General features: G+C 60.6%; 22 protein-coding genes. 17 read left to right on the top strand and 5 right to left on the bottom strand.

Annotation, left to right across the window (positions count from 1 at the left end; translation table 11 throughout):
- Positions 1 to 131 precede the first annotated feature (131 nt).
- From mlaD to NQE15_RS06670, 3 genes are read right to left on the bottom strand one after another with little or no spacing between them, the layout of a single operon-like run.
- Positions 132 to 602 (bottom strand): outer membrane lipid asymmetry maintenance protein MlaD, encoded by a 471-nt coding sequence (mlaD, locus tag NQE15_RS06680; RefSeq protein ID WP_265947731.1) that lies wholly within the window; start codon positions 600 to 602, stop codon positions 132 to 134.
- Positions 599 to 1,393, bottom strand: a complete 795-nt coding sequence (mlaE, locus tag NQE15_RS06675) for a lipid asymmetry maintenance ABC transporter permease subunit MlaE (protein WP_265947729.1) — start codon at positions 1,391 to 1,393, stop codon at positions 599 to 601. The genes mlaD and mlaE overlap by 4 nt, the downstream gene beginning before the upstream one ends.
- Positions 1,386 to 2,198 (bottom strand): ABC transporter ATP-binding protein, encoded by an 813-nt coding sequence (locus NQE15_RS06670; protein WP_265947727.1) that lies wholly within the window; start codon positions 2,196 to 2,198, stop codon positions 1,386 to 1,388. The genes mlaE and NQE15_RS06670 overlap by 8 nt, the downstream gene beginning before the upstream one ends.
- Positions 2,199 to 2,303: 105 nt before the next feature.
- Here NQE15_RS06670 and NQE15_RS06665 point away from each other — a divergent pair, with 105 nt between their 5' ends.
- The 12 genes from NQE15_RS06665 to NQE15_RS06610 all read left to right on the top strand — a co-directional run bounded on the left by NQE15_RS06665 (position 2,304) and on the right by NQE15_RS06610 (position 16,725).
- Positions 2,304 to 3,728: a sigma-54-dependent transcriptional regulator gene (locus NQE15_RS06665; protein WP_265947724.1), complete on the top strand. Its 1,425-nt coding sequence runs from the start codon at positions 2,304 to 2,306 to the stop codon at positions 3,726 to 3,728.
- The gene (locus NQE15_RS06660) at positions 3,725 to 5,101 is read left to right on the top strand and encodes an ExeA family protein (protein ID WP_265947722.1); all 1,377 of its coding nucleotides are present in this window, start codon (positions 3,725 to 3,727) and stop codon (positions 5,099 to 5,101) included. Before NQE15_RS06665 ends, NQE15_RS06660 begins: the two co-directional genes overlap by 4 nt.
- A 101-nt stretch (positions 5,102 to 5,202) precedes the next feature.
- A complete protein-coding gene (locus NQE15_RS06655) occupies positions 5,203 to 7,038 on the top strand; it encodes a type II secretion system protein GspD (RefSeq protein ID WP_265947720.1) in 1,836 nt (611 codons plus the stop codon).
- 560 nt (positions 7,039 to 7,598) lie between these two features.
- Entirely contained in the window at positions 7,599 to 8,312 is a 714-nt protein-coding gene (locus tag NQE15_RS06650; protein ID WP_265947718.1) for a tetratricopeptide repeat protein, read from the top strand.
- Positions 8,313 to 8,319: 7 nt separating this feature from the next.
- Positions 8,320 to 10,026: a GspE/PulE family protein gene (locus NQE15_RS06645; RefSeq protein WP_265947716.1), complete on the top strand. Its 1,707-nt coding sequence runs from the start codon at positions 8,320 to 8,322 to the stop codon at positions 10,024 to 10,026.
- Between the two features lie 2 nt (positions 10,027 to 10,028).
- Positions 10,029 to 11,228, top strand: coding sequence for a type II secretion system F family protein (locus tag NQE15_RS06640; protein WP_265947714.1), 1,200 nt, complete (start codon positions 10,029 to 10,031; stop codon positions 11,226 to 11,228).
- Entirely contained in the window at positions 11,225 to 12,739 is a 1,515-nt protein-coding gene (locus tag NQE15_RS06635; RefSeq protein ID WP_265947712.1) for a hypothetical protein, read from the top strand. Before NQE15_RS06640 ends, NQE15_RS06635 begins: the two co-directional genes overlap by 4 nt.
- Positions 12,736 to 13,338 (top strand): hypothetical protein, encoded by a 603-nt coding sequence (locus NQE15_RS06630; protein ID WP_265947710.1) that lies wholly within the window; start codon positions 12,736 to 12,738, stop codon positions 13,336 to 13,338. Before NQE15_RS06635 ends, NQE15_RS06630 begins: the two co-directional genes overlap by 4 nt.
- Positions 13,335 to 13,703: a hypothetical protein gene (locus NQE15_RS06625; RefSeq protein ID WP_265947708.1), complete on the top strand. Its 369-nt coding sequence runs from the start codon at positions 13,335 to 13,337 to the stop codon at positions 13,701 to 13,703. The genes NQE15_RS06630 and NQE15_RS06625 overlap by 4 nt, the downstream gene beginning before the upstream one ends.
- A gap of 38 nt (positions 13,704 to 13,741) precedes the next feature.
- Positions 13,742 to 14,635, top strand: coding sequence for a hypothetical protein (locus NQE15_RS06620; RefSeq protein ID WP_265947707.1), 894 nt, complete (start codon positions 13,742 to 13,744; stop codon positions 14,633 to 14,635).
- Positions 14,611 to 15,330 carry a type II secretion system protein gene (locus NQE15_RS06615; RefSeq protein WP_265947705.1) on the top strand — a complete coding sequence of 240 codons (720 nt, stop codon included), beginning with the start codon at positions 14,611 to 14,613 and terminating at the stop codon, positions 15,328 to 15,330. Before NQE15_RS06620 ends, NQE15_RS06615 begins: the two co-directional genes overlap by 25 nt.
- An 84-nt stretch (positions 15,331 to 15,414) precedes the next feature.
- Positions 15,415 to 16,725: an adenylate/guanylate cyclase domain-containing protein gene (locus tag NQE15_RS06610; RefSeq protein ID WP_265947703.1), complete on the top strand. Its 1,311-nt coding sequence runs from the start codon at positions 15,415 to 15,417 to the stop codon at positions 16,723 to 16,725.
- Here the strand turns inward: NQE15_RS06610 and NQE15_RS06605 are convergent.
- Entirely contained in the window at positions 16,703 to 18,175 is a 1,473-nt protein-coding gene (locus NQE15_RS06605) for a hypothetical protein (RefSeq protein WP_265947701.1), read from the bottom strand. The two genes, NQE15_RS06610 and NQE15_RS06605, sit on opposite strands and share 23 nt — an antisense overlap.
- A gap of 339 nt (positions 18,176 to 18,514) precedes the next feature.
- On the opposite strand from NQE15_RS06605, the gene NQE15_RS06600 reads away from it, so the two are divergent.
- Positions 18,515 to 19,198 (top strand): prepilin-type N-terminal cleavage/methylation domain-containing protein, encoded by a 684-nt coding sequence (locus NQE15_RS06600; protein ID WP_265947699.1) that lies wholly within the window; start codon positions 18,515 to 18,517, stop codon positions 19,196 to 19,198.
- A gap of 42 nt (positions 19,199 to 19,240) precedes the next feature.
- Here NQE15_RS06600 and NQE15_RS06595 read toward each other — a convergent pair whose 3' ends face one another.
- Positions 19,241 to 21,157 carry a cation:proton antiporter gene (locus NQE15_RS06595; protein WP_416336529.1) on the bottom strand — a complete coding sequence of 639 codons (1,917 nt, stop codon included), beginning with the start codon at positions 21,155 to 21,157 and terminating at the stop codon, positions 19,241 to 19,243.
- A gap of 97 nt (positions 21,158 to 21,254) precedes the next feature.
- Between NQE15_RS06595 and NQE15_RS06590 the strand changes: the two genes are divergently transcribed.
- From NQE15_RS06590 to lptA, 4 genes are read left to right on the top strand one after another with little or no spacing between them, the layout of a single operon-like run.
- Positions 21,255 to 22,253 (top strand): KpsF/GutQ family sugar-phosphate isomerase, encoded by a 999-nt coding sequence (locus NQE15_RS06590; RefSeq protein WP_265947696.1) that lies wholly within the window; start codon positions 21,255 to 21,257, stop codon positions 22,251 to 22,253.
- Positions 22,253 to 22,780 carry a KdsC family phosphatase gene (locus NQE15_RS06585; RefSeq protein ID WP_265947694.1) on the top strand — a complete coding sequence of 176 codons (528 nt, stop codon included), beginning with the start codon at positions 22,253 to 22,255 and terminating at the stop codon, positions 22,778 to 22,780. Before NQE15_RS06590 ends, NQE15_RS06585 begins: the two co-directional genes overlap by 1 nt.
- Entirely contained in the window at positions 22,777 to 23,358 is a 582-nt protein-coding gene (lptC, locus tag NQE15_RS06580) for an LPS export ABC transporter periplasmic protein LptC (protein ID WP_265947692.1), read from the top strand. Before NQE15_RS06585 ends, lptC begins: the two co-directional genes overlap by 4 nt.
- Positions 23,355 to 23,969: a lipopolysaccharide transport periplasmic protein LptA gene (gene lptA, locus NQE15_RS06575; RefSeq protein WP_265947690.1), complete on the top strand. Its 615-nt coding sequence runs from the start codon at positions 23,355 to 23,357 to the stop codon at positions 23,967 to 23,969. The genes lptC and lptA overlap by 4 nt, the downstream gene beginning before the upstream one ends.
- Positions 23,970 to 24,176: the final 207 nt, after the last annotated feature.

Genomic DNA, 24,176 nt, shown 5'->3' with positions numbered 1-24,176 from the left:
AGCGATTGAAACCTTCATATGGGTCGCGGGGGTTTCCCTCCGCCATTACTGATCCGGAAAGCCCGAGCACCAGCAGGCCACAAGCACAAAGCTTGCGCCACACAGCCCCCCCGAGGCACCGAGCATCAAAGTCATTTTGTATCCTGTCCGTCTGCAGCCTTGCTGAATAGAAACTGGCTAATCATTTTTTCCAGAACCACGGCCGACTGTGTCTTGGCGATCGTATCGCCTGCCTTCAACATTTTCTCGTCGCCGCCCACATCGAGACCGACGTATTGTTCGCCAAGCAATCCTGCCGTGTAGATCGATGCGAACGTGTCTTTCGGGAATTGGTAACGGCCGTCAACATGTAAGGTGACCACCGCTTCGTAGCTCACCGGATCAAACCGGATATCGGCGATCCGGCCGACCACCACGCCGGCACTCTTCACCGGACCGCGCACTTTCAGGCCCCCGATGTTATCAAACTTGGCTTGGAGCACGTAGGTTTCGGACAGGTGCGCCGACGAAAGGTTGCCGACCTTGAGTGCCAGAAACAATAGCGCGGCAATGCCAATAGCAACAAAGAAGCCGACCCAGAGGTCGAGAACGGTACGGTTCATGAAGTTCCCCGGAACATGAACGAAGTCAGAACGAAATCCAGCGCCAGAATGGTCAGCGCGGAGGTCACTACGGTGCGGGTAATCGCCCGTGAGACACCTTCGGCTGTGGGCACCGAATCGTAGCCTTCGAAAACGGCGATCAGCGAAACCGCGATGCCAAAAACAAAACTCTTGATGACACCGTTGACGATGTCGTAGCGAAAATCGACGCCAGCCTGCATCTGCGACCAGAAGGCACCATCATCGACCCCGATGAAAACGACGCCGACCAGCCAGCCACCGAGGACGCCCATCGATGAAAAAAGCGCCGCCAGTAGCGGCATCGAAATCACACCGCCCCAGAAGCGCGGCGCGACGACACGGGCAATCGGATTGACCGCCATCATGTCCATTGCCTTCAACTGCTCGGTGGCCTTCATCAGGCCGATTTCGGCGGTCACCGAAGAGCCTGCGCGCGAGGCGAACAACAGCCCGGCGACCACCGGGCCCAATTCCCGGGTCAGCGAGAGGGCCACCATGATGCCGAGCGCCTCGGTCGACCCGAAACGCTGCAGCGTTTCGTAGCCCTGGAGGCCGAGCACCATGCCGACAAACAGGCCGGAGACCAGAATGATCAACAGCGAGAGGACACCGCTGACATAGACCTCGCGCAAGGTCAGCGGCAAACGGCGAAACGAAGCCCCGGAATAAAGAATAACTGCGGCCATGAAGCGCGCCGCGAAGCCCAGGCGCCAGATGCGCTCGACCATCGCGTGACCGAGTTTACGCACAAGGGAGACCGGGTTAAGCATTCGGCACCCCGCTCAGAAATTCCTGGCGCACCGACGGCGCTGGATAGTCGAAATGCACCGGCCCATCGACCTTGGCATGAACGAACTGGTGCACGAATGGATCCTTGGACGCCCGAATTTCATCTGGAGTACCCTCGGCCACCACCTGTCCGCCATTCAGGAAATAGATGTAATCGACGATGAGCAGCGACTCCTGGACATCGTGAGTGACCATGATCGAGGTCGCCCCCAGCGCATCGTTCAATTTGCGGATCAATTGACCGATGACCCCCAGAGCAATCGGGTCGAGACCGGTGAACGGCTCATCGTACATGACCAGCATCGGGTCGAGTGCTACGGCACGGGCCAGCGCCACCCGCCGCGCCATGCCGCCGGACAACTCTCCCGGCATCAGGCCACGCGCACCACGCAGCCCGACTGCCTCAAGCTTCATCAGGACGAGATCGCGGATCATTTCTTCCGACAGATCCGTGTGCTCACGGATCGGGAAAGCCACGTTATCGAACACCGACATGTCGGTAAACAAGGCACCGAACTGGAAGAGCATGCCCATCTTGCGGCGCAGCCGATACAGCTCGTCATGCGACATTTCGCAGACCCGGTGCTGTTCCAGGCGGACGCGCCCGGCGCTTGGTCGCAACTGGCCGCCGATGCAGCGCAGCAAGGTTGTCTTGCCGCAGCCGGACCCCCCCATGATGGCCACCACTTTGCCGCGCGGAATCTTCATGTTGATTCCCTGAAGCACGGGTCGACCGTCATAGTTGAAGTGGAGGTCTTCGATATCGACCAGATTGTCTTCGGGCAAAGCGCTTTCCTTGGAAAAAGTCGGGCGATTTTATCAGAAGCGCCTGCCAACGCCCGGAAGTAGCGAGGCTATAATCGAACAAATTTCATATGGAATGTTGCGTCCTTGTCTGCTGCCAAGCCTCTTCTGCTGATTGTCGATGACGATGCGCTAATTACCGAATCGCTCAGCTTCGCTTTCGCACAAGAGTTCGATGTCGTCACCAGCCATTCCCGTCCGCATGCCATGACCTTGCTCGGCCAATTGCGCCAAGCCCCGCAACTGGCCCTGGTCGACCTCGGACTACCACCGTTCCCGCACCGACCGGATGAAGGTTTTGCCCTGATCAGCGACCTGCTGGCACTTTCCCCCGAAATGAAAATCATCGTGCTCTCCGGCCAGAACGATGAAGACAATGCCCGCCATGCGCGCACCCTGGGAGCTGTGGATTTCGTCGGCAAACCCTGTGACCCGGGTCGCCTGGCGACACTTCTCCGCCAAACCCTGAGTTTCACCGGCAACCGACGCGGCGCCTCAGGCGAAGGCTTGATCGGCGACAGCCTGCCGATGCAGCGTCTGCGACTGCAACTCGGGCAATATGCCAATCTCGGCTTTCCCGTGCTGATCGAAGGCGAATCGGGCAGCGGCAAGGACATCGCTGCCAGCCATTACCTGCACCGCCTGACCGAACGCCGCCAGAAACCCTTCCTCGCCCTGAATTGCGCCGCCATTTCGCCGACCTTGCTCGAACCGACGCTGTTCGGCTACGCCAAAGGCGCCTTTACCGGTGCCAACACAGCCAAGACCGGCTACTTTGAAGATGCCGATGCCGGCACCCTGTTTCTCGACGAAATCGGCGAACTGCCCCTCGAACTTCAGCCCAAGCTGCTGCGCGTCCTCGAGAATGGCGAATACCAGCGGGTCGGCGAAACGCAGACCCGGATTTCCCGGGCCCGAGTCATCGCTGCGACCAACCGCGACCTGCGCCAGGAAATTCGGGCCGGGCGCTTCCGGGCCGATCTTTTCCATCGCCTGTCGGTATTCACTGTGGCCGTCCCGCCGCTGCGCGAAACCGGCGCCGACCGCCTGCTGCTGCTCGACCACTTCCGCAGAATCTATGCTAGCCAGGCCAATCTGCCGGCTTTCACACTGACGCCGGCGGCGGAAGCGATCTGGCTCGATTACGCGTTTCCCGGCAATGTTCGCGAACTGCGCAATATCGTCATCCGGCTCACCACCCGCCATGCCGGCCAGGCCATTTCACCGGAGCAACTGCTAGCCGAATTCGAGGCCAGCGACGTCGTCGACAGCCCATCGACAGAGGCCGGAGGACTCGCCGCAGACGATCTGGAACACGCCCGCCAGGCCGCCCGCAAACATTTGCAGAACGCCGCCCGCCTGAACCTCGACGCCACCCTGGAGCTCTGGGAACGCGCCTATATCGAGGCCGCCATCGAACTCAGCGCCGGCAACATGAGCCAGGCGGCGCGCCGCCTGGGCATCAATCGCACGACGCTCTACAACCGCATGGAAGGCTGGAGCCGTCAGTGAGCCTTTACCTTGAACACTTCGGACTGCGCGAACCGCCGTTCCGCATCACCCCGCATACCGATTTCTTTTTCTCCGGCGCCAACCGTGGCCCAACGCTCGATGCCCTGATCTACGCCATTACCCAGGACGAAGGCATCGTCAAGGTCACCGGTGAAGTCGGCAGCGGCAAGACCATGCTCTGCCGCATGCTGCTCGAACGACTGCCGGCCAATGTCGAAACGCTCTACCTGGCGAATCCCTCGCTCTCCCGTCAGGAAATTCTCGGCGCCATCGCCGACGAGCTTGGCGTCCCAACCGACGGCAAGGCCACCCATTCGCTGACCCGTGCCCTCCAGGACGCACTGATTGAACGCTACGCTGCCGGCAAGCGAGTCGTCATGCTGATCGACGAAGCCCACGCCATGCCGGCCGAGTCGCTCGAAGAAATCCGCCTGCTCTCCAATCTGGAATCGAAGGCCAACAAGCTGCTGCAGATCGCTCTCTTTGCCCAGCCCGAACTGGATGAACGACTGTCCGCCAACGATATGCGCCAGTTGCGCGAACGGATCACCCAGCATTTCAACCTGGCCCCGCTCAAGCAGGACGACGTTGCCAGCTACATCGAATTCCGCCTGCGCGCCGCCGGTTATCACGGCCCCAACCCCTTCACCGACGCCGCCGTCAAACAGATTGCCAACCTCTCCGAAGGCCTCTCCCGACGCATCAACATCCTGGCCGACAAGTCCCTGCTCGCCGCTTACTCGAGCGGCAGCCACCAGGTCGATAGCGCCGAAATTCGAATCGCCGCGCACGACGCCCGTTTCACCCCGCTCCGCCAGCCAGCGCCATTCAAGGCCAAACAACTGCTCCTGGGGATCGTCGGCAGCGGCGTCGTTGCATTACTGCTCCTCGGCGCCTTCAATCTCGGCTCGCTCAGCGGCCAGCCCGCCCCCGCCATCAGCGAGAAACCCCGCCCAGCGCTCGAATCAGCCACCGACAAGCCTGTTGCCAAGACCTTCCCGCCTTTACGCCCTGTTGCATCCAGCAACGCCGAAGCGCCTGCCAACATTCGGTTTGGCCAACTGACCCGCCAGCACTTCGCCCAATACGACAGCTGGATAGAAAGTGCGCCGCGCCAGCACTATTTCATCCAGCTGCTAGCCACCGAAGCCTCACACACCGGTGAAATCGAGGGTTTCCTGGCGCGCGCAGCCCAGGTACTCGACCCGGCCGAACTTCGCGCCTATCGCTCCAGCTTGTCCGGCAACGACCGGGTTGGCGTGATCTATGGCGACTACCCGACGCGCGAAGCCGCCGCCGCCGCCATGCTCGCTCTGCCCGAATCGATCAAAGCGGCCCAACCCTTCCCACGCCAAGTCAGCCGACTGCACTAGGCTTGGCGCCGGCAAACCATGACGCCTTCACAAATTACGTGCTAGCATCATTTAGCTATTCAGAAATATGTGATTAATCCGTACAAACAAGGCAAAGCCCGATGAAAATCGGTTTTATCAGCGCGACGCTGCTCTCCCTGTTGCTAGCCGCCTGCGCGGCCCCCGCTCAGCGCGAACCCTTGAAGGGGCACATCAGTTCCGAGAACACCCCGCCGGCAACGTCGACCGGCAGCATTCCAGCCCCAGTGCAGCAATCCCTGGCTTTGCCCAAGCCGCAGGCCACCCCCAAGGCCGAAACCTACAGCGTCGTCGTCAACAACGTTCAGGTGCGCGACCTCCTGTTCGCGCTTGCCCGGGATGCCAAGGTCAATGTCGACATCCACCCTGGCATCACCGGCGTCGTTTCGCTGAACGCCATTGATCAGACCCTGCCGCAACTGCTGACCCGGATCGGGAAGCAGGTTGATATGCGCTTCGAACTCGACGGCCCGAATCTGGCTGTAATGCCCGATTCGCCCTTCCTGAAGCACTACAAGGTCGATTACGTGAATATTTCGCGGAATGTCATTGGTACTGTCTCGACCAACACCCAGATTGCCACCGGCGTGCCGGGCGCGAGCGGTGCTAGTAGTGGATCCGGCAACGCCGGGGGCAATGTCTCCAGCACCCGCATCGAAAATGCCTCGAAAAATCAGTTCTGGGAATCGCTGGAAAGGAACATCAAGGACATCCTGCGCGAAACTGACAAAATTTTTCCAGAAGGCTCAAGCGAAACCGTTGTCGAACAGACCACCACTCAGAGCGCCACCGGTACCGCCGCCCTTCCACAAGGTAGCGGCCAGCGCGCGGCACAGGCCATCGCCAACGCCCTCCAGGCTTACCCGACCCCGGGTTCGAACAGTCAAGCAATCGGCAACACCGTCGTACACCGCAACACCTTCCGCGAGGCAGCTTCGGTCATAGTGAATGCGGAAAGTGGTGTCATCACCGTGCGAGCCACCGGCCGGCAACATGAAAGGATTCAGGAGTTCATCGATCGAGTGATCCACTCGGCAAGGCGCCAGGTACTGATCGAGACGACCATAGTCGAGGTGGAGTTGTCCGATGGTTATAAGCAAGGAATTGATTGGAGCCGTTTCAGAGCCAGCGGATCAGGATTCTCGGTCACCCGCCCGGCAGGCAGTAGCATTACCGACACAGCAAACTCTGCTTTCGGGTTAATACTAAAGCAACTAGACAAGCCTTTGAACTTAGTTGCTGCAGTAGACCTTCTTCAATCGTTTGGAACAGCAAAGGTTCTCTCCAGTCCTCGTCTGTCAGTACTTAACAACCAAACCGCGCTGCTAAAGGTTGTTGAGAATTTTGTGTATTTCAGTGTCAAATCGGACCTAACCCCGTCAAACGTATCAGGTGGCCAACCCGTTACAAGCACCACTACTACACCACAGTCTGTTTCTGTTGGCTTGGTCATGTCAGTGACTCCACAGGTTAGCGACAACGACGTTGTAATTCTCAACGTAAGGCCAACCATCTCGGGCATCGTCGACCTAAAGGAAGACCCCAACCCAAATCTTCGTGTGACTGGTCAGCCCTATGTTCCAAATTTCGTGCCCCAAATCCGTACTAGAGAAATTGAATCCGTAATGCGTGTAGGCAGTGGCGACATCGCTGTTCTTGGCGGTTTGATGGAAGATCGAATTGACTACAGCACTGGACGCATGCCTCTGCTCGGCCAAATCCCACTGGCTGGCGAACTAGTAACCAAGCGCGACAATGCAACAAAAAAATCCGAATTGGTTATTTTCATACGCCCGGTTGTCATCAAGGACGCCAGTCTGGATGGTGACTACGCCGGCATGCGCGCTTTCCTGCCTGGCGACAGCTTCTTCAAGCAACCGAACGAAGCGCAACCGTTCAATATTGTGCCGAGTCGCTGAGGGTCGGGAATGAGCCTGTTGATGGATGCCCTGAAACGGGCCGAATCGAGCAAACAGGAAGCCGCCCGGGCGCTCGCCGGGCGCGATGCCAATCTGCCCTCCGGCGAGTCCTTGAGTCTGGAACCAGTTGCCGCCGATGCACCAAAGGTCGCCACCAGCCCGCTTCCAGACTTGGCCAAACACCTTGACGCCGTAGACGCCGATCTAGCCAAGGCCGCGCAAGCGGGCGAACCGCCCCGGCCTCGCCCGACGCCCCCGCAGCCAGCCCCGCCATCGTGGAGGCACCCAAGCCGGATAGCCGTGCCGCCGTACGCAACGCCTTCGCCGCCAAGCACTCCATTCCGCCATCGAAGGGACCACTCTGGCTGGCAATGGGCACCCTGGGCATCGCCGGCATCGCGATTGGGGCTTATGTCTGGTACCAGTTGCAAGGCATGAACAACAACGCCTTGACCCCAACCGGGTCACGGCCGCCGGTTACCTCAGCCCCAGCCCCCAGCCCTACGGTTTTGGCCGCACCTTCCTACCAGGCACCGACCCCCAGCCCGTCTGGAGAAGCGATGGCTGCAGCCCCAGTAGTTGCGGAAACGCCGCAGTTCGCGCCGCCCCCACCCCGCCCGCCGCGCGCCCGCCCCACCGAACGCGAAGCGGTCGCCGATACGTCGCCGATACGCCTGACGCGGACCCGCCCCGAGCCGGATGCCAATCTGCTGCGCGGCCACGCCAATATTCAACGCAACGACCTGGAGTTCGCCCGCCGCGATTTCGAGCAGGCACTCCAACGCGACCCCAACAATATCGACGCCTTGCTCGCTCTGGGCGCCATCGCCCAACGCCAGGGGCGCCCGTCCGACGCTGAAGGCTGGCATCAGCGGGCGCTGGTTGCCAACCCGAGCGACCCGGCCGTCCAGGCGGCAGTGTTGAACGGGGCTGTCGCCGGGGCCGATCCGCAAACAACCGAAAGTCGGCTGAAGACCCTGCTTGCCGGCCAGCCCGAATCGGCGCCGCTCAATTTCGCGCTTGGCAACCTGTACGCCCGCCAGCAACGCTGGTCCGAAGCACAGCAGTCCTATTTCAATGCGGTTGCCGGTGAAGGCGACAATCCGGACTACCTGTTCAACCTGGCCGTCAGTCTCGACCATATCCGGCAAGGCAAGCCCGCCGCCCAGCATTACCGCCTGGCCCTCGAAGCGGCGGAAAGACGGCCGGCGGCCTTCGACCGCGAGCAGGTCAGGAAGCGCCTGGCCGAACTCCAGCCCGGGCGGCAGCCCTAAGGCAGCGATGAGCACCTCGATATTGCAGCACCGCCCGCTGGGCCAGATCCTGATCGCCGAGGGCATCCTCTCGGAAGACCAGTTACGCATCGCGCTGCTCGAGCAGATGAAGCAGAACCAGCCAATCGGCAAGTTGCTGGTCTCGCTCGGGTTTGTCACCGAAGCCACGCTGCGCCAGGCGCTATCCGAAAGCCTGGGCAAGCAGAGTATTGACCTGACGCACGCCGTCATCGACCCGCAGGCCCTGAAGCTGGTGCCGCGTGACCTGGCCAAGCGCTATCACCTGTTGCCGCTCGACTATGACCGGCTAAGCCGGCGGCTGACGCTGGCCATTTCGGACATCAACGATATCGTCGGCCTCGACCGCGTACGCACGCTGCTCGAGGACGGAGCCGAGATCGAGACGCTGCTCGCCGGCGAGTCCGAGATCGACCGCGCCATTGACCAGTATTACGGCCACGAGTTGTCGATCGACGGCATCCTGCATGAAATCGAAACCGGCGAGATCGACTGGAAAAGCCTGTCGACGACCGCCGACGAATACAGCCAGCCGGTCGTCCGGCTGATCGACTCGATCCTCACCGATGCCGTCAAGCGCGAGGCCTCCGACATCCACTTCGAGCCGGAAGCCAATTTCCTGCGCATCCGCTACCGGATCGACGGCATGCTGCGCCAGATCCGCGCCCTGCATAAGTCCTACTGGCCGGCAATGACGGTCCGCATCAAGGTGCTGTCCGGCATGAACATCGCCGAGATGCGCGCCCCGCAGGACGGCCGCATCAGCCTTTCAGTCTCAGGGCGTCCCGTCGATTTTCGCGTCGCCAGCCAGCCGACCATCCATGGCGAGAACATCGTGCTGCGCATTCTCGACCGCCAGAAAGGCATCGTGCCGCTGGAAAACCTTGGCCTCGCCGAGGAGCACCTGCACCAGTTGAAGCTGATGATCTCCCGACCAGAGGGCATCATCCTGGTCACCGGCCCGACCGGCAGCGGCAAGACGACGACGCTCTACTCGGTGCTCAACCACATCAACGCCGAGGGTATCCACATCATGACCCTCGAAGACCCGGTCGAATACCCGATGACCCTGGTCCGCCAGACCTCGGTCGCCGAGAACGCCAAGCTCGATTTCGCCAACGGCATCCGCTCGATGATGCGCCAGGACCCGGACGTCATCCTGGTCGGCGAAGTCCGCGATGCCGAAACCGCCGAAATGGCCTTCCGCGCCTCGATGACCGGCCATCAGGTCTATACGACCCTGCACACCAACTCGGCAATCGGCGCCGTGCCCCGCCTGCTCGATATCGGCGTGCTGCCCGACATCATGGCCGGCAACATCATCGGCATCATCGCCCAGCGCTTGATCCGCCGCCTCTGCGAGCACTGCAAGTCGCCCTACCATGCTGAACCGCACGAGGCCCGCCTGCTCGGCCCGCTGGCCGAAGGTTCGCGCCCGGTACTGTTCCGGCCGACCGGCTGCGAACTCTGCGATTTCCAGGGCTATCGCGGCCGGGTCGCGATCATGGAACTGCTGCGCATCGACGCCGGCCTCGACGAACTGATCGCCCGCCGGGCGACGACCTATGAAATCCGCAGCCGCGCACTGGCCCAGGGCTTCATTACCCTGGCCGACGACGGCCTGCGCCGCGTGCTCAATGGAACGACTTCGCTGGAAGAGCTGGCTCGCGTCGTCGACCTGACCGACCGGATGTAGCCATGCTTTTCGACTACAAGGCAGTCAGCGCCGAGGGAAGAATGGCCTACGGCCGGCTTGATGCGATCAATCTGGTCGATCTCGAAATGCGCCTCAAGCGCATGGATCTCGATCTGGTCACCGGCAATCTGGTGGAGCACCGTTCCCTGTTCGGAACTCGCGGCATACCGCGCCCGGAACTGATCAATTTCTGCTTTCACCTCGAACAGCTAGCCCGCGCCGGCGTGCCCATCCTCGACGGGCTGACCGACCTGCGCGACTCGATCGAGCACCCACGTTTCCGCGAGGTGATCGCCGTTTTGATCGAAAACATCGAAGGCGGCCAGACGCTGTCGCAGGCGATGGGCATCCATACCGACGTCTTCAGCCAGGTCTTCGTCAACCTGGTGCGAGCCGGCGAGTCGAGCGGCCAGTTGCCGGAAGTGCTGGTCAGCCTGACCGAATCGCTGAAGTGGGAGGACGAACTGGCCTCGCACACCAAGAAACTGCTGATGTACCCGGCTTTTGTCGCCACCGTCGTGCTCGCCGCCACTTTCTTCCTGATGATCTACATGGTGCCGCAGCTCAAGCTCTTCGTGAAGAACATGGGGCAGGTGCTGCCGCTGCAGACCCAGGTTCTGTTCTTCTTCTCCGACCTGCTGGTCAATTTCTGGTACCTCTTCCTGCTCGCCCCCGTCGTCGCCTTTGCCATCATTCAGTTCCTGATCCGCACCGACCCCATGGCCCGGCTGCGCCTCGACGGCTTCAAGCTGCGCCTGCCGGTGGTCGGCCCGATCCTCAAGAAGATCATCCTGTCGCGTTTTGCCAATACCTTCGCGATGCTCTACGCCTCCGGCATCCCGATTCTCGAATCGATCCGCACCACCCAGGACATCGTCGGCAACCGGGTCGTCCGCCAGGCCCTGCAACGGGTCGAACAGTCGATCCGCGAGGGGCGCAATGTCGCCGCCGCCTTCCACGATGTCGGGCTGTTTCCGCCGCTCATCGTGCGCATGTTGCGGGTTGGCGAAAACACCGGCGGCCTCGACAAGGCCCTTCTCAACGTCAGCTACTTCTACACCCGCGACGTCAAGGAATCGGTTAGCAAGGCGCAAGCCCTGATCGAGCCGATGCTGACACTTTTCATGGGCGCCCTGCTCGGCTGGATTATGCTGTCAGTCCTCGGCCCCATCTACGACGTCATCAGCAAGATCAAAACGTGAACGCCCGCCGCCTGCTCTATCTCAACACCCACCGTCTCACGGCTTATGCCTGGCGGCATGGCCGCCTGCTAGCCGAGGGCGTGTTCGAGAACGGCGACGAAGGCCTGGCCCAATTCGCGACCTATCTCGCGAATCATCGGCGTAGCCATTTTTCAGTGCTCGCCAATATCGCCGAAGAAGGCCATGTCCTCGAAACCATTCCCTTCCTGCAGGGCCGCGACCGCCAGGCGCTGATCGCCCGCCGGATCGGCCAGCACTTTCTTGGCACCCCACTGGCCACCGCGTTTTCGCTAGGCTTCGAAAAAATCCGCCGCAAAAACGAAAAGCTGCTGATCTCGGCGCTGACCAATCCGGCGCATGTCGAGCCCTGGCTGCAGCGCATCAACAGCGCCGAAGCCCCGCTGACCGGCCTGTATACCGTCGCCCAGCTCGGCGGGCAACTGCTGAAACAGCTCGGCCAACCGGCCAGTCGCTGCCTATTGCTGAGCACGCAGGACCATTCGATTCGCGAGAGCTTCCTGGTCGATGGCCAAACCATCTTTTCCCGGATGGCCCCGGTTACCGACAGCAGCATCGCCGGCATCGCCAGCGCTCTCGCCGCCGAAGCCGGCAAGCTGCACCAATACCTGGTCGGCCAGCGCCTGGTCGGGCGCGACGAATCCCTGCCCGTCTTTATCGTCGCCTCCCCGCCGGCCATCCCGGCCATCGAGAAAGCCTGTCCGGATCATGGCCACCTGACCTATGCCATCATCGACAACCAGGCAGCAGCCGAAAAACTCGGTTTGCACACGCCACCGGAAGACAATCGCAGCGATTTCCTGTTTCTTCATCTACTGGCCACGAATCCCCCCAGGCAACAGTTCGCCGGCGAAACACACCGCCATGACTTTCGGCTCTCGCAGATTCGCCAGGGCATCGTCGCCGTCGGCCTGATCGCCCTGCTCGGCAGCCTGCTCTTCGCGGCCAGGGAAACCTACACCGCCCACACCCTGCGCACCGAAGCGGAGGCGCTGAAACTCAGCGAAGCCGACCTCAACTGGCGCTATCAGGAAATCTCGGCCACTTTCCCGCAACTGGGTATCGACAACGAAACCCTGCGCCGGCTGACATCGCGCCATGCCGACCTCAGTCGCCAGCAGCGCCTGCCCGACCAGGCCTACCGTCATCTCAGCCTTGCGCTGAACCAGATGCCGGGCGTGACGCTGGAAGGACTAGAGTGGAAAATCAGCGCCGCTGGCGTGAGCAAGACGGCAAGCATCGATGGCAGCGATGAGGTCACCACCGTCCGTGGCGCGATCCGGGTATCGGGCAATGCCAGCCCCCGGCAAATCCTTGCCAGCTTCGAGCAGTTCGCCGAAATTCTGCGCAGCGATCCGGCCTGCGCCGTGAATATTCTGCAACAGCCCTTCGATATGGAATCCGGGCGCGCCCTGCGCGGCGGCGACAGCGAGGAAGACAACGCCAAGCCCCGCCAGTTTGCCGTCGAAATTATCCGAAAGATCGGGCCATGAAATTCGTCCGCCGCGATCTCGTCAAACTTCGCCTGCCCCTGCTCGGGGCCTTCGTCCTGCTCATTCTGGCCGGCCTGATCGGCTGGTGGAGCGTACGCGATGCGGAACGGGCCGCACTTGAGCGCAATACCGCCGACAGCCGCAAAACCCAGATTGAACAACGCCTGCGCCAGGTGCGTACCGAAGAACAGGAACTCAAGGAAAGGGCCCAGATTTTCCAGCAGATGCAAAGCGCCGGCGTGATCGGCGAGGAGAAGCGCCTCGACTGGACCGAAATGCTGCGCCAGATCCAGAACGACATGCGACTCCCCGGCATGAGCTACGAAATCGGCGTCCAAAAGACTCTGGAAAACGTCAACGGGGTCGCCTATGCTTACTTCGCCAGCCCCATGCGCCTGCAACTCCGGTTACTCCACGAAGAAGACCTGCTCAATTTCCTGGCCCGGGTCAGACGTGAGGCCAAGGCACTCGTCCTCGTCCGCAGTTGCAAACTTTCACCGCTCGCCAATTCTGGCGAAGGGCGCGCGGCACAGCCTCAACTGGCTGCCGAGTGCGAATTGCAATGGATCACCATCCGTCGCTCGAGCGGAAACAAATGAAACCTCGGCACCTCTTTCTTCTGTCACTGCTGATGATTGGCCAGAATACCGCTTGGGCTGAGCAGGAAGCGCTCGGAAGGTTGTTCTTCACCCCGCAGCAAAGGGCCGAACTCAACCGCCAGCGGCTCCTAAATCCAGGTGTCAATGCGGGGACGATGGACCAGCAGGGCAGCCAGACCATCAACGGCGAAGTTCGGCGCAGCAGCGGCCGCAACACCCGCTGGATCAACGGTGAAGTCCAGGGGACCGAAACGACGCCAGCCCCCCGTATACCTGTCGGCGACACTTTTCATCCGGGAACGGGGGAACATCAAAGCGTACTGGGGAGCGGAAGGATTGTCGTCAAACCGGCACGAACGCCATGAGGATAGCAACGACCAGGAACTCGCAGAATGGAGTCTCGTTGCTCCTCCTCCTGTTCATCGTGCTTGGCCTAAGCGCTACAATTTTCATAACCTCCTGGAGCAGCGACACCGCACGCCTCGCGCTCAATGCAAGAACGGAAGACGCATTGGCAGAGGCCAAGGAAGCACTCGTTGGACGAGCCGCCAGTGACGATAACCGGCCCGGAAGCCTCCCGTGTCCAGACACAAATGGCGACGGAGTGGCGGAGTCTTTTGTGGGAAACAATTGCCCCGCCTATATTGGACGCTTACCTTACAAGACCCTCAAAACAAGCGATTTGCGGGACTCTAGCGGGGAACTGCTCTGGTATGCGCTCTCACCGTCGCTACGTGACCACCCTTCTGCCTCGCCCATCAATTCCAATACCCCTGCAACACTCAACCTGGACTCAATACCGAGCGTCGCCGCTATCATAATCGCCCCAGGCTCGCCACTTCCCGGCCAGAACGGTAGGCCAAGCAACCAGATAGGCGACTATCTCGATGGCAGCAATGCCGACGGTGACGCTAAATTTGCAAGCGGTCCATTGACCTTGGCATTCAATGACAAAACCATTGCCCTTACAAAAACCGAATTGTTTTTCGCGGTTAGCCGTCGAATTCTAGGAGAAATTCGCGGCCCTGATGACCAAGCACCATACTTCCCCAACAAGGGCTTGCGTGCCTACGGTACTCCTTTCCCATGGGCCGATGGCGACAACGATGGATGGGCCGATCTCAATGTAACCACCGGCAAACTTCCATACAATGCTCTGTTCCTTGATGTTTGGCTAGGTATTAACGGCTGGCCAGCCCTGGTTAATTACACTCGCCTCACGGCAAATAGCGTTCAGATAAGCATTGGCAGTTCAACCTTGAAAGTCGCCCCATGCCCAGCACTACCCTGCCTGTAAACCGAGCATATTGCCGTGGTTTCTCGCTTATTGAACTGGCCATTGTGCTTATTATCATTTCCCTGCTGGCAGGAGGTCTAATGATGACCTTGTCGTCACAAATCGATCTACGCAATAACCAAGACACACGTCAGAAGCTTAAAGAAATTCAGGAGGCGCTGCTCGGCTTTGCCGCGACACACATCGCCGCGGATGGCCACCCCTTCCTGCCATGCCCAGACACTGACAACGATGGCGCCGAAAATCGCGTAGGAACCGCTTGCGCCGCTGCGGCAACGAACGCTGAAGGAACACTTCCCTGGCTCAACCTTGGCCTTGGGCGCGAAGACGCATGGGGAAACCGGTTTCGCTACCGAGTGGACAGGCGATTCTCGGACAATGGCGTCGGCATAGCCATCAATACTCCTGCCGCCTCACTGCGAGCCTGCGCCCCTGCTTGCCCGAACGTCATCGCCAATCAGATACCCGTCGTCATTCTCTCGCATGGAGCAAATGGGTTTGGCGCGATCAACTCTGGGGGAGCGGCCAACCCAGCAGCAACTAGCGCCGACGAACTGGAAAACTCAAACGGCAACGATGATTTCGTCTCCCATACGCCTACGTCACCCGGTGCCAATGAATTTGACGATCTCGTCATCTGGCTCTCGCCCAACATCCTCTACAACCGCCTGATCGCGGCCGGCCGCCTCCCCTAGGTCATAGCCTTGGCGTATTGACCTGCACCATCGCCACTGCCACACTCGGCCATGCCGCCGTTATGAAAACGACGTAACCACCCCATGAGCCAGCAGCCCTTCCTATTCTCCATGCGCAATGCCGGCATCCATCCGGACGATGATGCCGAGACACGTCTGAAGAAATCGCTGCTGATCTTCGCCACCGGCCTGGTCTGCCTGGGCTCGATGCTCTGGTTATTTCTATACGGCCAGATGGGTCCACAGTTTTCGGCGACGCCACCGTTCGTCTTCCAGATCCTGTTGGTCTGCAACCTGCTATTTTTCTTCCGTAGCGGCAATTTCGATTTCTTCCGCTACTCGCAGCTCGCCCTTTTCCTGTTCGCGCCCTTCGCGGTGCAATGGAGCATCGGCAACTTCATCACGGCCAGCGGTACCAGCCTGTGGGGCTTGCTGGCTCCGATCGGAGCGGTGCTCTTCTTCGGCCCCCGCGAATCGATCGCCTGGTTTATCGCCTATATTTTTCTGACGGCACTTTCCGGCTTCTTCGACTATTTCCTGGCGGACAGCATGGCTGCATCGGTGCCCAAGGTGGCAACCCGGACCAGCGTCTTCTTCTTCGCCCTGAACTTCGCCGCCATTTCGAGCATTGTCTACATCCTGCTGCGCTACTCGGTACAGGAGAAAGCCAAGGCCCAGGCCAGCCTGGAAGCGACCCACCAGCTGCTGCTGGAAGAACAGGAGCGCTCCGAACGCCTGCTACTCAACATCCTGCCCGGCCCGGTCGCCGAGCGCCTCAAGCATGACAAGCAGACCATCGCCGACGGCTTTGCCGACGTCACCGTAATGTTTGTTGACATCGTCAATTTCACCAAGATTGCCGAGGGCCTGTCCCCGCAACAGGTTTTCGCGATGCTCAACCGGATTTTTTCATCCTTCGACGAACTGGCCGAGCAGCATGGTGTGGAAAAGATCAAGACCATCGGCGACGCCTACATGGTTGCCGGCGGGCTCAACAACGAACTGACCAATTATTCGAAATCGATTACCGAGCTGGCCCTCGCCATGCGCGAGCTTCTGCATCGTGACTTTGCGATCAACAATATGCATCTCGAAGTACGGATCGGCATCGGCACCGGGCCGATCGTCGCCGGCGTGGTCGGCAAGAAGAAGTTCATTTACGACCTGTGGGGCGACACCGTCAACCTGGCCAGCCGGATCACCAGCGAAGGCGTCCCCGGCATGATTCAAGTCGACGAAACCACCCACCGCCGACTGGCCGAGCACTTTGAATTTCACGAACCGCAGACGATCTACCTCAAGGGCAAAGGCAACACGGTGGTCTATCGCCTGATCGGTCCGCGCAATGAAGCCGGCGCCAACGACGCACCGCTCAGTGGCGAACGGACAAACTGAATGCGACCTGCCCCGGCAAATTTGCCGTCAGCTCAAGGCAATACCCGCTGGCTTCGGCCTGCTTTGCGGCGTGATAGAGGCCGATGCCGAGGCCATCTTCGGAACTAACCGGCTCACGTAAGAGTGCGGCGACAATCTCGGGGGCAACCGGGCTGCCGTCATCGGCCACCGTCAATCTATCGGCAGAGAAACTTACGGTAATCGCCAATCCCGGCTGCCGCTGACGTTTTGCCAAGGCGTTCTGAATCAGGTTCTCGACCACGCTGTCGAAGAGGCTGCGCGGCAACATCGCGTCTGCAGACGGCTGCCCCGACCAGTTCAGCCCGACGTCGGCATAGCGTTCCAGTAGCTCATTCCACCACTGGCTCGCCCGTACCTGCTCGCCGCTTTCCGGCTGCGGTGACTGCAATTTTTCCAGCGTCACTTTCAGGCGCTCGGTGATCTGTGGCAACTGGCGGCCAAGCAGGCCCGCCAGTTCGGCTGGATTACCCGGTTGGGCCGCCGCATAGCAAAGCACTTGCATCGACTGCAACAGGTTCTTCACATCGTGTGTCACGCGCGACCCGGTTTCATAGACTGCCTTGAGATAACCCATGCGCTGCAACTGATGCGCCTGGCGTTTGACCAGATAAAACTCGGCGGCCAGTCGGAGCAGCCATTCCACATGCCAGCGCATCGACGGCGATGGCGGTAGACGGAAGTAGAGCACAAGCGAACACTCTGCCGCCTGATAGACGTGACTGTGCGCAGTTCGCTCGCCCGACAGGCCGCCTTCCCCTGTCGCCTCCCACGAGCTACCGGTTATCCATGGCATGCTCTGCAGGCGGACCATGGCGGCACCAAGAAAGCGTGCGGGATCGGGCTCCTTCTCACTTTCTTCCGATAGTTGCACCAGCCATTGCTCGAGCGGCATCCCCACCGACAGCAGATAGCGCGACATGGCCGAACCCACCCCGGAGAACCCGGCACGCGGATTCCAGGCCCAGGCCACGACCAGCAAGGCAATGGCCACGGTCAATGACGTCTTGAACAACGACTCCACATAACTGACCTCGCCAACCAGCATGTAGGCCAAGGCCCCCAGCACGAAAACGGCAAGCACCAGAAAAACCAGCATGCCGTAAAACATGTCGAAGGCATCACCCGCCCGCCGCTGCGGCGTCCGGGCCGGAAAAACCAGCAGCAGCGGCAGAATCAGCGGCATGAGTTGGGAAAACAACTCGCGTGGCAGCGGTTCGAGAACGACCTTCGGCGAGATCTCCGGCACCATGCCGAATACTGTAAGCCCCACCAGGTAACCGAAGGCGAGCAGATAACCGGTCCGCTCGCCAGGTCGTTCGGTCCACAACACCCGGCCGCCGATCGATGCGGCGAGTGCGCCGCACCAGATCAACAGCAACCATGGGCCGAGAAACCAGGTCGAGGCGAGAACCGCCGCGAACAGGGCCATCCCCTGACCGATACTGATCCGCCGCTCGCCAGCGACGAAAGGCTGCCAGAGCAAAAACAGCCCGAGAGCAACCACCCAGAGCAGGCGGACAGCCGGAATTTTCCAACCGCCAAAGGCCAGCACATGGAGCATCAGCAAATGCGCGGCCAGCAGAAAATGTGACCAGTCAGCCACCCGCGCCGTCAACCCCGGTCTCAGTTCAGTGTTCATTTCAGAAACAAATCGTCCAGTTTTCGACACTTATTAGCCAAGACACTGAAAAAAAGCAGAAATTTTCGCTTTTTTGAATGGCGCAAAATTTGCTTTTATTTCGTTACAGATACTCAATCGGAGCATGCCATGAAAAGCCATCAAAAAGGCTTCACCCTCGTCGAAATTGCCATTGTGCTGGTCATTATCGGCCTGCTGCTCGGTGGGGTGCTGAAGGGCCAGGAGTTGATCAATAGCGCCAAGGTAAAGAACATGGTTGGCGATTTCCGTACCGCCTCGGCATTGATCTACGGTTACCAAGACCGATTCAGGAATTTCCCGGGCGACCAGAGCCAACTCCAACTCAATGACGCTTTCGGCGTCAACGTGGCGACCGCATGCCAAGCCGGAGCCGGTTGCGCACAAAACAATGGGCGGATCGACGGCGACTGGAATGCCGCCGCTAACACCTCGGAAACCTTCGTATTCTGGCAGCACGTCCGTCTTGCCAACTTGGCCACTGGCTCAACAGTTTTGGCGGACCCAAACTATCGCTACCGTAACGCCGATGGCGGCATTGTTGGCGTCGAGAGCGGAATTAACGCTGCCGGTGTAGCCGCGCCGTTTATCGCCGGCATGCGCGGTTCCGTTTATGTTTGCTCGGATGGCATCCTTGGTCGCTATGTCCGGCAGATAGATACCACAATGGATGATGGCAACACTGCGGGCGGCTCTGTTCAGGCCGTACCAAACGGATCAGCTCGAGGAGCGCAACCTACACTTACAGCCAACATTGTCGATGGGCAGCAATACATCGTCTGCGCCAGCCTGTAACCCCACTTCGTTACACACCCAAGCCCGCCTCAGCGGGCTTTTTCAATTCTGCAACAGCCTTTCCTCGGCTGCTGAAACCGCCTCTGGCTCGCCCAGCACGACAACCACATCGCCTTCTTCCAGCCGGGTTTCCGGCGCCGGTTCGACGGCACGGATGCCACGTCGCCGGATGGCGCTGACCTCGCAGCCCAACTCATCCAGATTGAGATCGTCGAGCGTCTGACCAATGGCGGCGGCGCCGGTGGCGAGAAGCACCGAATGCAGGCGTGGCTGCTGGTGATCCTCATCGTCGTCGCGATCGCGATCAGTGATACCGCGATAGAAGCCTCGCAACAGGCTGTAACGTTGCGAGCGCGTCTGGCGAATACGCTTGAGCACGCGGTTAATCGGCACCCCGAGCAGCACCAGGGCATGCGAAGCCAACATCAGACTGGCTTCGAGCGCCTCGGGGACAACCTCGGTCGCCCCCGCCTGACGCAGGCGCTCCATGTCGCGCTCATCGGCCGTACGCACCACTACCGGCAAGTCGGGCCGCAGGGATTGCACGTGATGCAGCACTTTTTCGGATAGCTGGGTATCGCTGACCGTGACAATGACCACACTTGCCCGCATTAGCCCGGCAGCCATCAAACTTTCCTTGCGCCCGACATCGCCGAAGACAACGTTTTCGCCGCCTGCCGCCGCCTCCCGGATACGATCCGGGTCGAGGTCGAGGGCGATGTAATTGACCCCCTCCTGACCAAGAAAACGCGCCAGATACTGGCCATTGCGCCCGAAGCCGCAGAGGATGGCGTGCTTTTCGGTGCCCATCGACTGCGCGGCAATCTGGGTCAGGTACATGGAACGCATCAGCCATTCGCTGGCCACGAAACGCATGACCAGCTTTTCGCTATATTGAACGATGAAGGGTGCGATCAGCATCGAGAGCACCAGCGCGGTCAGGACGACCTGCTCGATGGCCTTCGGCATGTGGCTGATTTCGCCGAGCAGCACGAAACCGAACTCGCCGCCAGCACAAAGCCAGAGCGCCGAGCGGATCGCATTGCCGGGCGACGAACCGAGCCGCCAGGAGAGCAGCCCGACCACACTTCCTTTGAGCACCAGCAGAACTGCCAGCACGCTCAGCACCTGCCACCACAGGCCGACCAGCAGATGCATGTCGAGCTTGACGCCGATGGTGACAAAAAACAAACCCATTAGAACATCGCGAAAAGGCTTGATGTCCTCCTCGACCTGCAAACGGAATTCCGTTTCCGAAATCAGCATGCCGGCCACGAAAGCCCCCAGTGCCAGAGACAAACCGGCCAGCTCGGTCAGGGCGGCGAGGCCGAGCGTGATCAACAGCACGTTAAGAATGAAAACTTCGGATGACTTGGCCCGGGCCACAAAGTGAAACCACTTGCGCATCAGCTTCTGGCCGAAGACCAGGATCACGGCCAGCACGACTACCGCCTTGAGCAAGGCGATACCGAGCAGCATGGCCAGCTTTTCCGGAGGCTGGGTCAGCGACGGGATGATGACCAGCAAGGGCACCACCGCCAGATCCTGGAACAGCAACACGCCCATGATCTCGCGCCCGTGCGCCGAATCGAGCTGCATGCGTTCGGCTAGCAACTTGGTCAACACGGCGGTGGAGGACATGGCGAGAACCCCGCCCAACGCAATGCCTAATTGCCAGCTGATGCCCAGCCCGACGACCAACAATGCGATCAGCACCAGGCTGATCAGCACCTGCAGCAAGCCAAGCCCGAAGACGATGCGCTTCATCGAATAGAGCTTGGGCAGCGAGAACTCCAAGCCGATCGAAAACATCAGGAAAACGACACCGAATTCGGCGAGATACTCCGCCTGATGCATGTCGTTCATCAAATTGAGCGCGTGCGGACCGATGACGCTGCCGACGAACAGATAGCCAAGCACCGGCGGCAAATTGAAGCGCCGGAAGATGACCACAGCCATCACCGAGGCACCCAGCAGGAGAAGGACGAGAGACAGTGCGCTCAAGGGGCTTTTCGCGATTCAGGTATACTTCGGGCATCATAACCGCAGCCCTCCCATGAACCCAAGCTCTTCTGCCTCTCGTTACTCCCCGGAACGCGCTCTGGAGCTGGGCCGCCAGACACTGAGCATCGAGGCGGCAGCGGTAGACGCCCTGAAAAACCGGCTTGACGGCGAATTTGCCGTCGCCGTCGAACTGATCCTGAACAGTCACGGCCGACTGATCGTCAGCGGCATGGGCAAATCCGGCCATATCGCCCGCAAGATCGCGGCGACAATGGCCAGCACCGGCACCCCGGCCTACTTCGTCCACCCGGCCGAAGCCAGCCACGGCGACCTCGGCATGATCACCCGTGACGACGTCCTGCTCGCCCTGTCCAACTCCGGCGAGTCGGAGGAGTTGTTGCGCATCGTGCCGCTGATCAAGCGTCAAGGGGCGCGCCTGATTGCAATGACCGGCGTGCCGACCTCGACGCTGGCTCGCGAAGCCGACGTTCATCTCGACGCCGGCGTCGCCCAGGAGGCCTGCCCGCACAATCTGGCCCCGACCGCCAGCACCACCGCCGCCCTAGCCCTGGGCGATGCCTTGGCCGTGGCCCTGCTCGATGCCCGTGGTTTCGGCCCGGAGGATTTCGCCCGCTCTCATCCCGGCGGTTCGCTCGGACGCCGTCTGCTGACCCACGTCAGCGATGTCATGCGTCCGCTCGACAAGGTGCCGGCCGTGCCGCCCGAAACCGGCATCACCGACGCCGTCGTCGCCATGTCGCGCGGCGGCCTTGGCCTGGTCGCCATCACCAATCCCGCCGGCAAGGCGCTCGGCATCTTCACCGATGGCGACCTGCGCCGCGCCTTCGAAAAACGCATCGACCTGCGGCAAGGCGAAATCGCCTCGGTGATGCACCCGACCCCGCGTACCATCGGCCCCGAACGCCTGGCGGTCGAAGCAGTCGAAATGATGGAGCGCCTGCGCATCAACGCCCTCCTCGTCGTCGCCCCGGACGGCCGGCTGGTGGGCGCTCTCAACATGCACGATCTGTTTACTGCCAAGGTTATCTGATGGACGCCAAAACCCGCGCCACCCGCATCAAACTCGTCGCCTTCGACATCGACGGCGTGATGACCGATGGCGGCCTGCACTACACCGACGATGGCGGCGAACTGAAGACCTTCAACGTCCAGGATGGCCTCGGCCTGAAATTCATGCAACGGGCCGGGATCGAACTGGCCATCGTGACCGGCCGCACTTCCGGCGTGGTCGCCGCCCGTGCCGCCGACCTCGGGATCGAACATGTTTACCAAGGGGTGGCCAACAAGCGTGCCGCCGTCGCCGGCCTGCTGGAAAAACTCGGCCTGCACTGGCATGACTGCGCCTTCATGGGCGATGACGTCATCGACCTGCCGGTCATGACGCAATGCGGCCTGGCAATTGCTCCGGCCAACGCCCGCCCGATCGTCAAGGAATACGCCCACGCCATCACGGACGCCGCCGGCGGTCACGGCGCCGTGCGCGAAGCGATCGAATTCATTCTGGTGGCACAGGGCAAGCTCGACGCGGCCTTCGCTCCCTACCTCGACGCGCCATGAAGCACTGGCCCAGCCAACTTTTCCCGATCATCCTGCTCGCACTGCTGGCCGGGCTCAGTTTCTGGCTGCAGAAAGCGGTCGATATCGGCGATTCGAAACACGACGGCAAGGCACGCCACGACCCGGACGCGATTGCTGAAAATTTTGTGGTTCGCCGTTTTGACGACACCGGCAATGTGAAATATCGCCTGACCGCCCCCTACCTGGTGCATTACCCGGACGACGATTCGTCCGAACTCCAGTCTCCGGTCCTGATCAGCTATCGCCCCGATGCTGCGCCGGTGACGCTGACCGCCAAACACGCCAAGGTCACCGCCAAGGGTGAAACTGTCTACTTGTGGGACGACGTCTCGGCCACCCGCGCCGCAACCCCCGACCGCCCGGAAATGGTTGCCCGGATGCCCGACCTCACTGCCCAGCCGGATGTCGGCATCGCCTTTACCAGCAGTCCGGTCGAGATCACCCAGGGACAATCCTGGATCAAGGGGGTCGGTGCGCATCTCGACAACAACACCTCCACTCTAGTTCTGCAATCGCAGGTGACCGGCCTGTACATCCGCCCCAGGACAAAGCCATGATCATCCGCCCCACCGCGTTTCCCCTCGTGCTTTCCGTCGCCCTTCTCGCCACCCAGCCGGCATTCGCCGAACGGGCTGATCGCGACAAACCGATGCTGCTCGAAGCCAACCGGATCTCGATCGACGACGCCAAGAAAATCCAGATTCTCGAAGGCGATGTCGTGATCACCAAGGGCACCATGACGCTCAAGGCCGCCCGCATCGTCGTCACCGAGGACAAGTACGGCTTCCAGAAGGGAACCGCCTTTGGCGGCAAGGATGGCCTGGCTCGCTTCCGCCAGAAGCGCGAAGGCAAGGACGAGTACATGGAAGGCGAAGCCGAGCGCATCGAATACAACAGCAACAGCGAAATTGCCGAACTGTTCCACCGGGCCTGGGTCAAGAGCGGCGAAGATCAGGTCAAGGGCGACTACATCTGGTACGACGCGATCAGCGAAAAATACCTGGTTACCGCCGGCGAAACTCGCGATGCAAAAGCCCCGCCACCTCGCGTACGGGCCGTCATCCAGCCAAAGAGCACTGGCAACGAGCCCGAGCGCCCGGCCGGACGGGGCGAGCGACTCGACCTCAGAGGGGCTGGCGGACTGAGCGCCCCCAATGCACAGCCCTAGTGCATAGCCTTTCCGCATGCACAAAAATCGCCAGATACAAGTACCTAAAAGATTAATAAAACATATACATTTCAGCGTGTTATGTTTTTTTGTGCACTGCACAAAATAATTGTTGACATTACAACAATCACTCCTATAATTGAATCCATGGTGCGGTGCAACATGTCTCAAAAAGCGCTGCAACGGTTCAACTGTTTAGCCTGTTCC

Source organism: Dechloromonas sp. A34 (assembly GCF_026261605.1).
Taxonomy (GTDB): Bacteria; Pseudomonadota; Gammaproteobacteria; order Burkholderiales; family Rhodocyclaceae; genus Azonexus.
Note: the sequence above shows the minus strand (reverse complement) of the source record. Positions and strands in the feature narration are given on the sequence as shown.

Bases quoted from the DNA above. Each gene is read 5' to 3' on its own strand.
- NQE15_RS06625 (WP_265947708.1), top strand. From the start codon at position 13,335: ATGAAACCTCGGCACCTCTTTCTTCTGTCACTGCTGATGATTGGCCAG.
- NQE15_RS06640 (WP_265947714.1), top strand. From the start codon at position 10,029: ATGCTTTTCGACTACAAGGCAGTCAGCGCCGAGGGAAGAATGGCCTAC.
- NQE15_RS06600 (WP_265947699.1), top strand. From the start codon at position 18,515: ATGAAAAGCCATCAAAAAGGCTTCACCCTCGTCGAAATTGCCATTGTG.
- NQE15_RS06605 (WP_265947701.1), bottom strand. From the start codon at position 18,175: ATGGCCCTGTTCGCGGCGGTTCTCGCCTCGACCTGGTTTCTCGGCCCA.
- NQE15_RS06615 (WP_265947705.1), top strand. From the start codon at position 14,611: ATGCCCAGCACTACCCTGCCTGTAAACCGAGCATATTGCCGTGGTTTC.
- mlaE (WP_265947729.1), bottom strand. From the start codon at position 1,393: ATGCTTAACCCGGTCTCCCTTGTGCGTAAACTCGGTCACGCGATGGTC.
- NQE15_RS06610 (WP_265947703.1), top strand. From the start codon at position 15,415: ATGAGCCAGCAGCCCTTCCTATTCTCCATGCGCAATGCCGGCATCCAT.
- NQE15_RS06645 (WP_265947716.1), top strand. From the start codon at position 8,320: ATGAGCACCTCGATATTGCAGCACCGCCCGCTGGGCCAGATCCTGATC.
- NQE15_RS06595 (WP_416336529.1), bottom strand. From the start codon at position 21,157: ATGGCTGTGGTCATCTTCCGGCGCTTCAATTTGCCGCCGGTGCTTGGC.
- NQE15_RS06585 (WP_265947694.1), top strand. From the start codon at position 22,253: ATGGACGCCAAAACCCGCGCCACCCGCATCAAACTCGTCGCCTTCGAC.
- lptC (WP_265947692.1), top strand. From the start codon at position 22,777: ATGAAGCACTGGCCCAGCCAACTTTTCCCGATCATCCTGCTCGCACTG.
- NQE15_RS06630 (WP_265947710.1), top strand. From the start codon at position 12,736: ATGAAATTCGTCCGCCGCGATCTCGTCAAACTTCGCCTGCCCCTGCTC.
- NQE15_RS06650 (WP_265947718.1), top strand. From the start codon at position 7,599: ATGGCTGCAGCCCCAGTAGTTGCGGAAACGCCGCAGTTCGCGCCGCCC.
- NQE15_RS06590 (WP_265947696.1), top strand. From the start codon at position 21,255: ATGAACCCAAGCTCTTCTGCCTCTCGTTACTCCCCGGAACGCGCTCTG.
- lptA (WP_265947690.1), top strand. From the start codon at position 23,355: ATGATCATCCGCCCCACCGCGTTTCCCCTCGTGCTTTCCGTCGCCCTT.
- mlaD (WP_265947731.1), bottom strand. From the start codon at position 602: ATGAACCGTACCGTTCTCGACCTCTGGGTCGGCTTCTTTGTTGCTATT.
- NQE15_RS06655 (WP_265947720.1), top strand. From the start codon at position 5,203: ATGAAAATCGGTTTTATCAGCGCGACGCTGCTCTCCCTGTTGCTAGCC.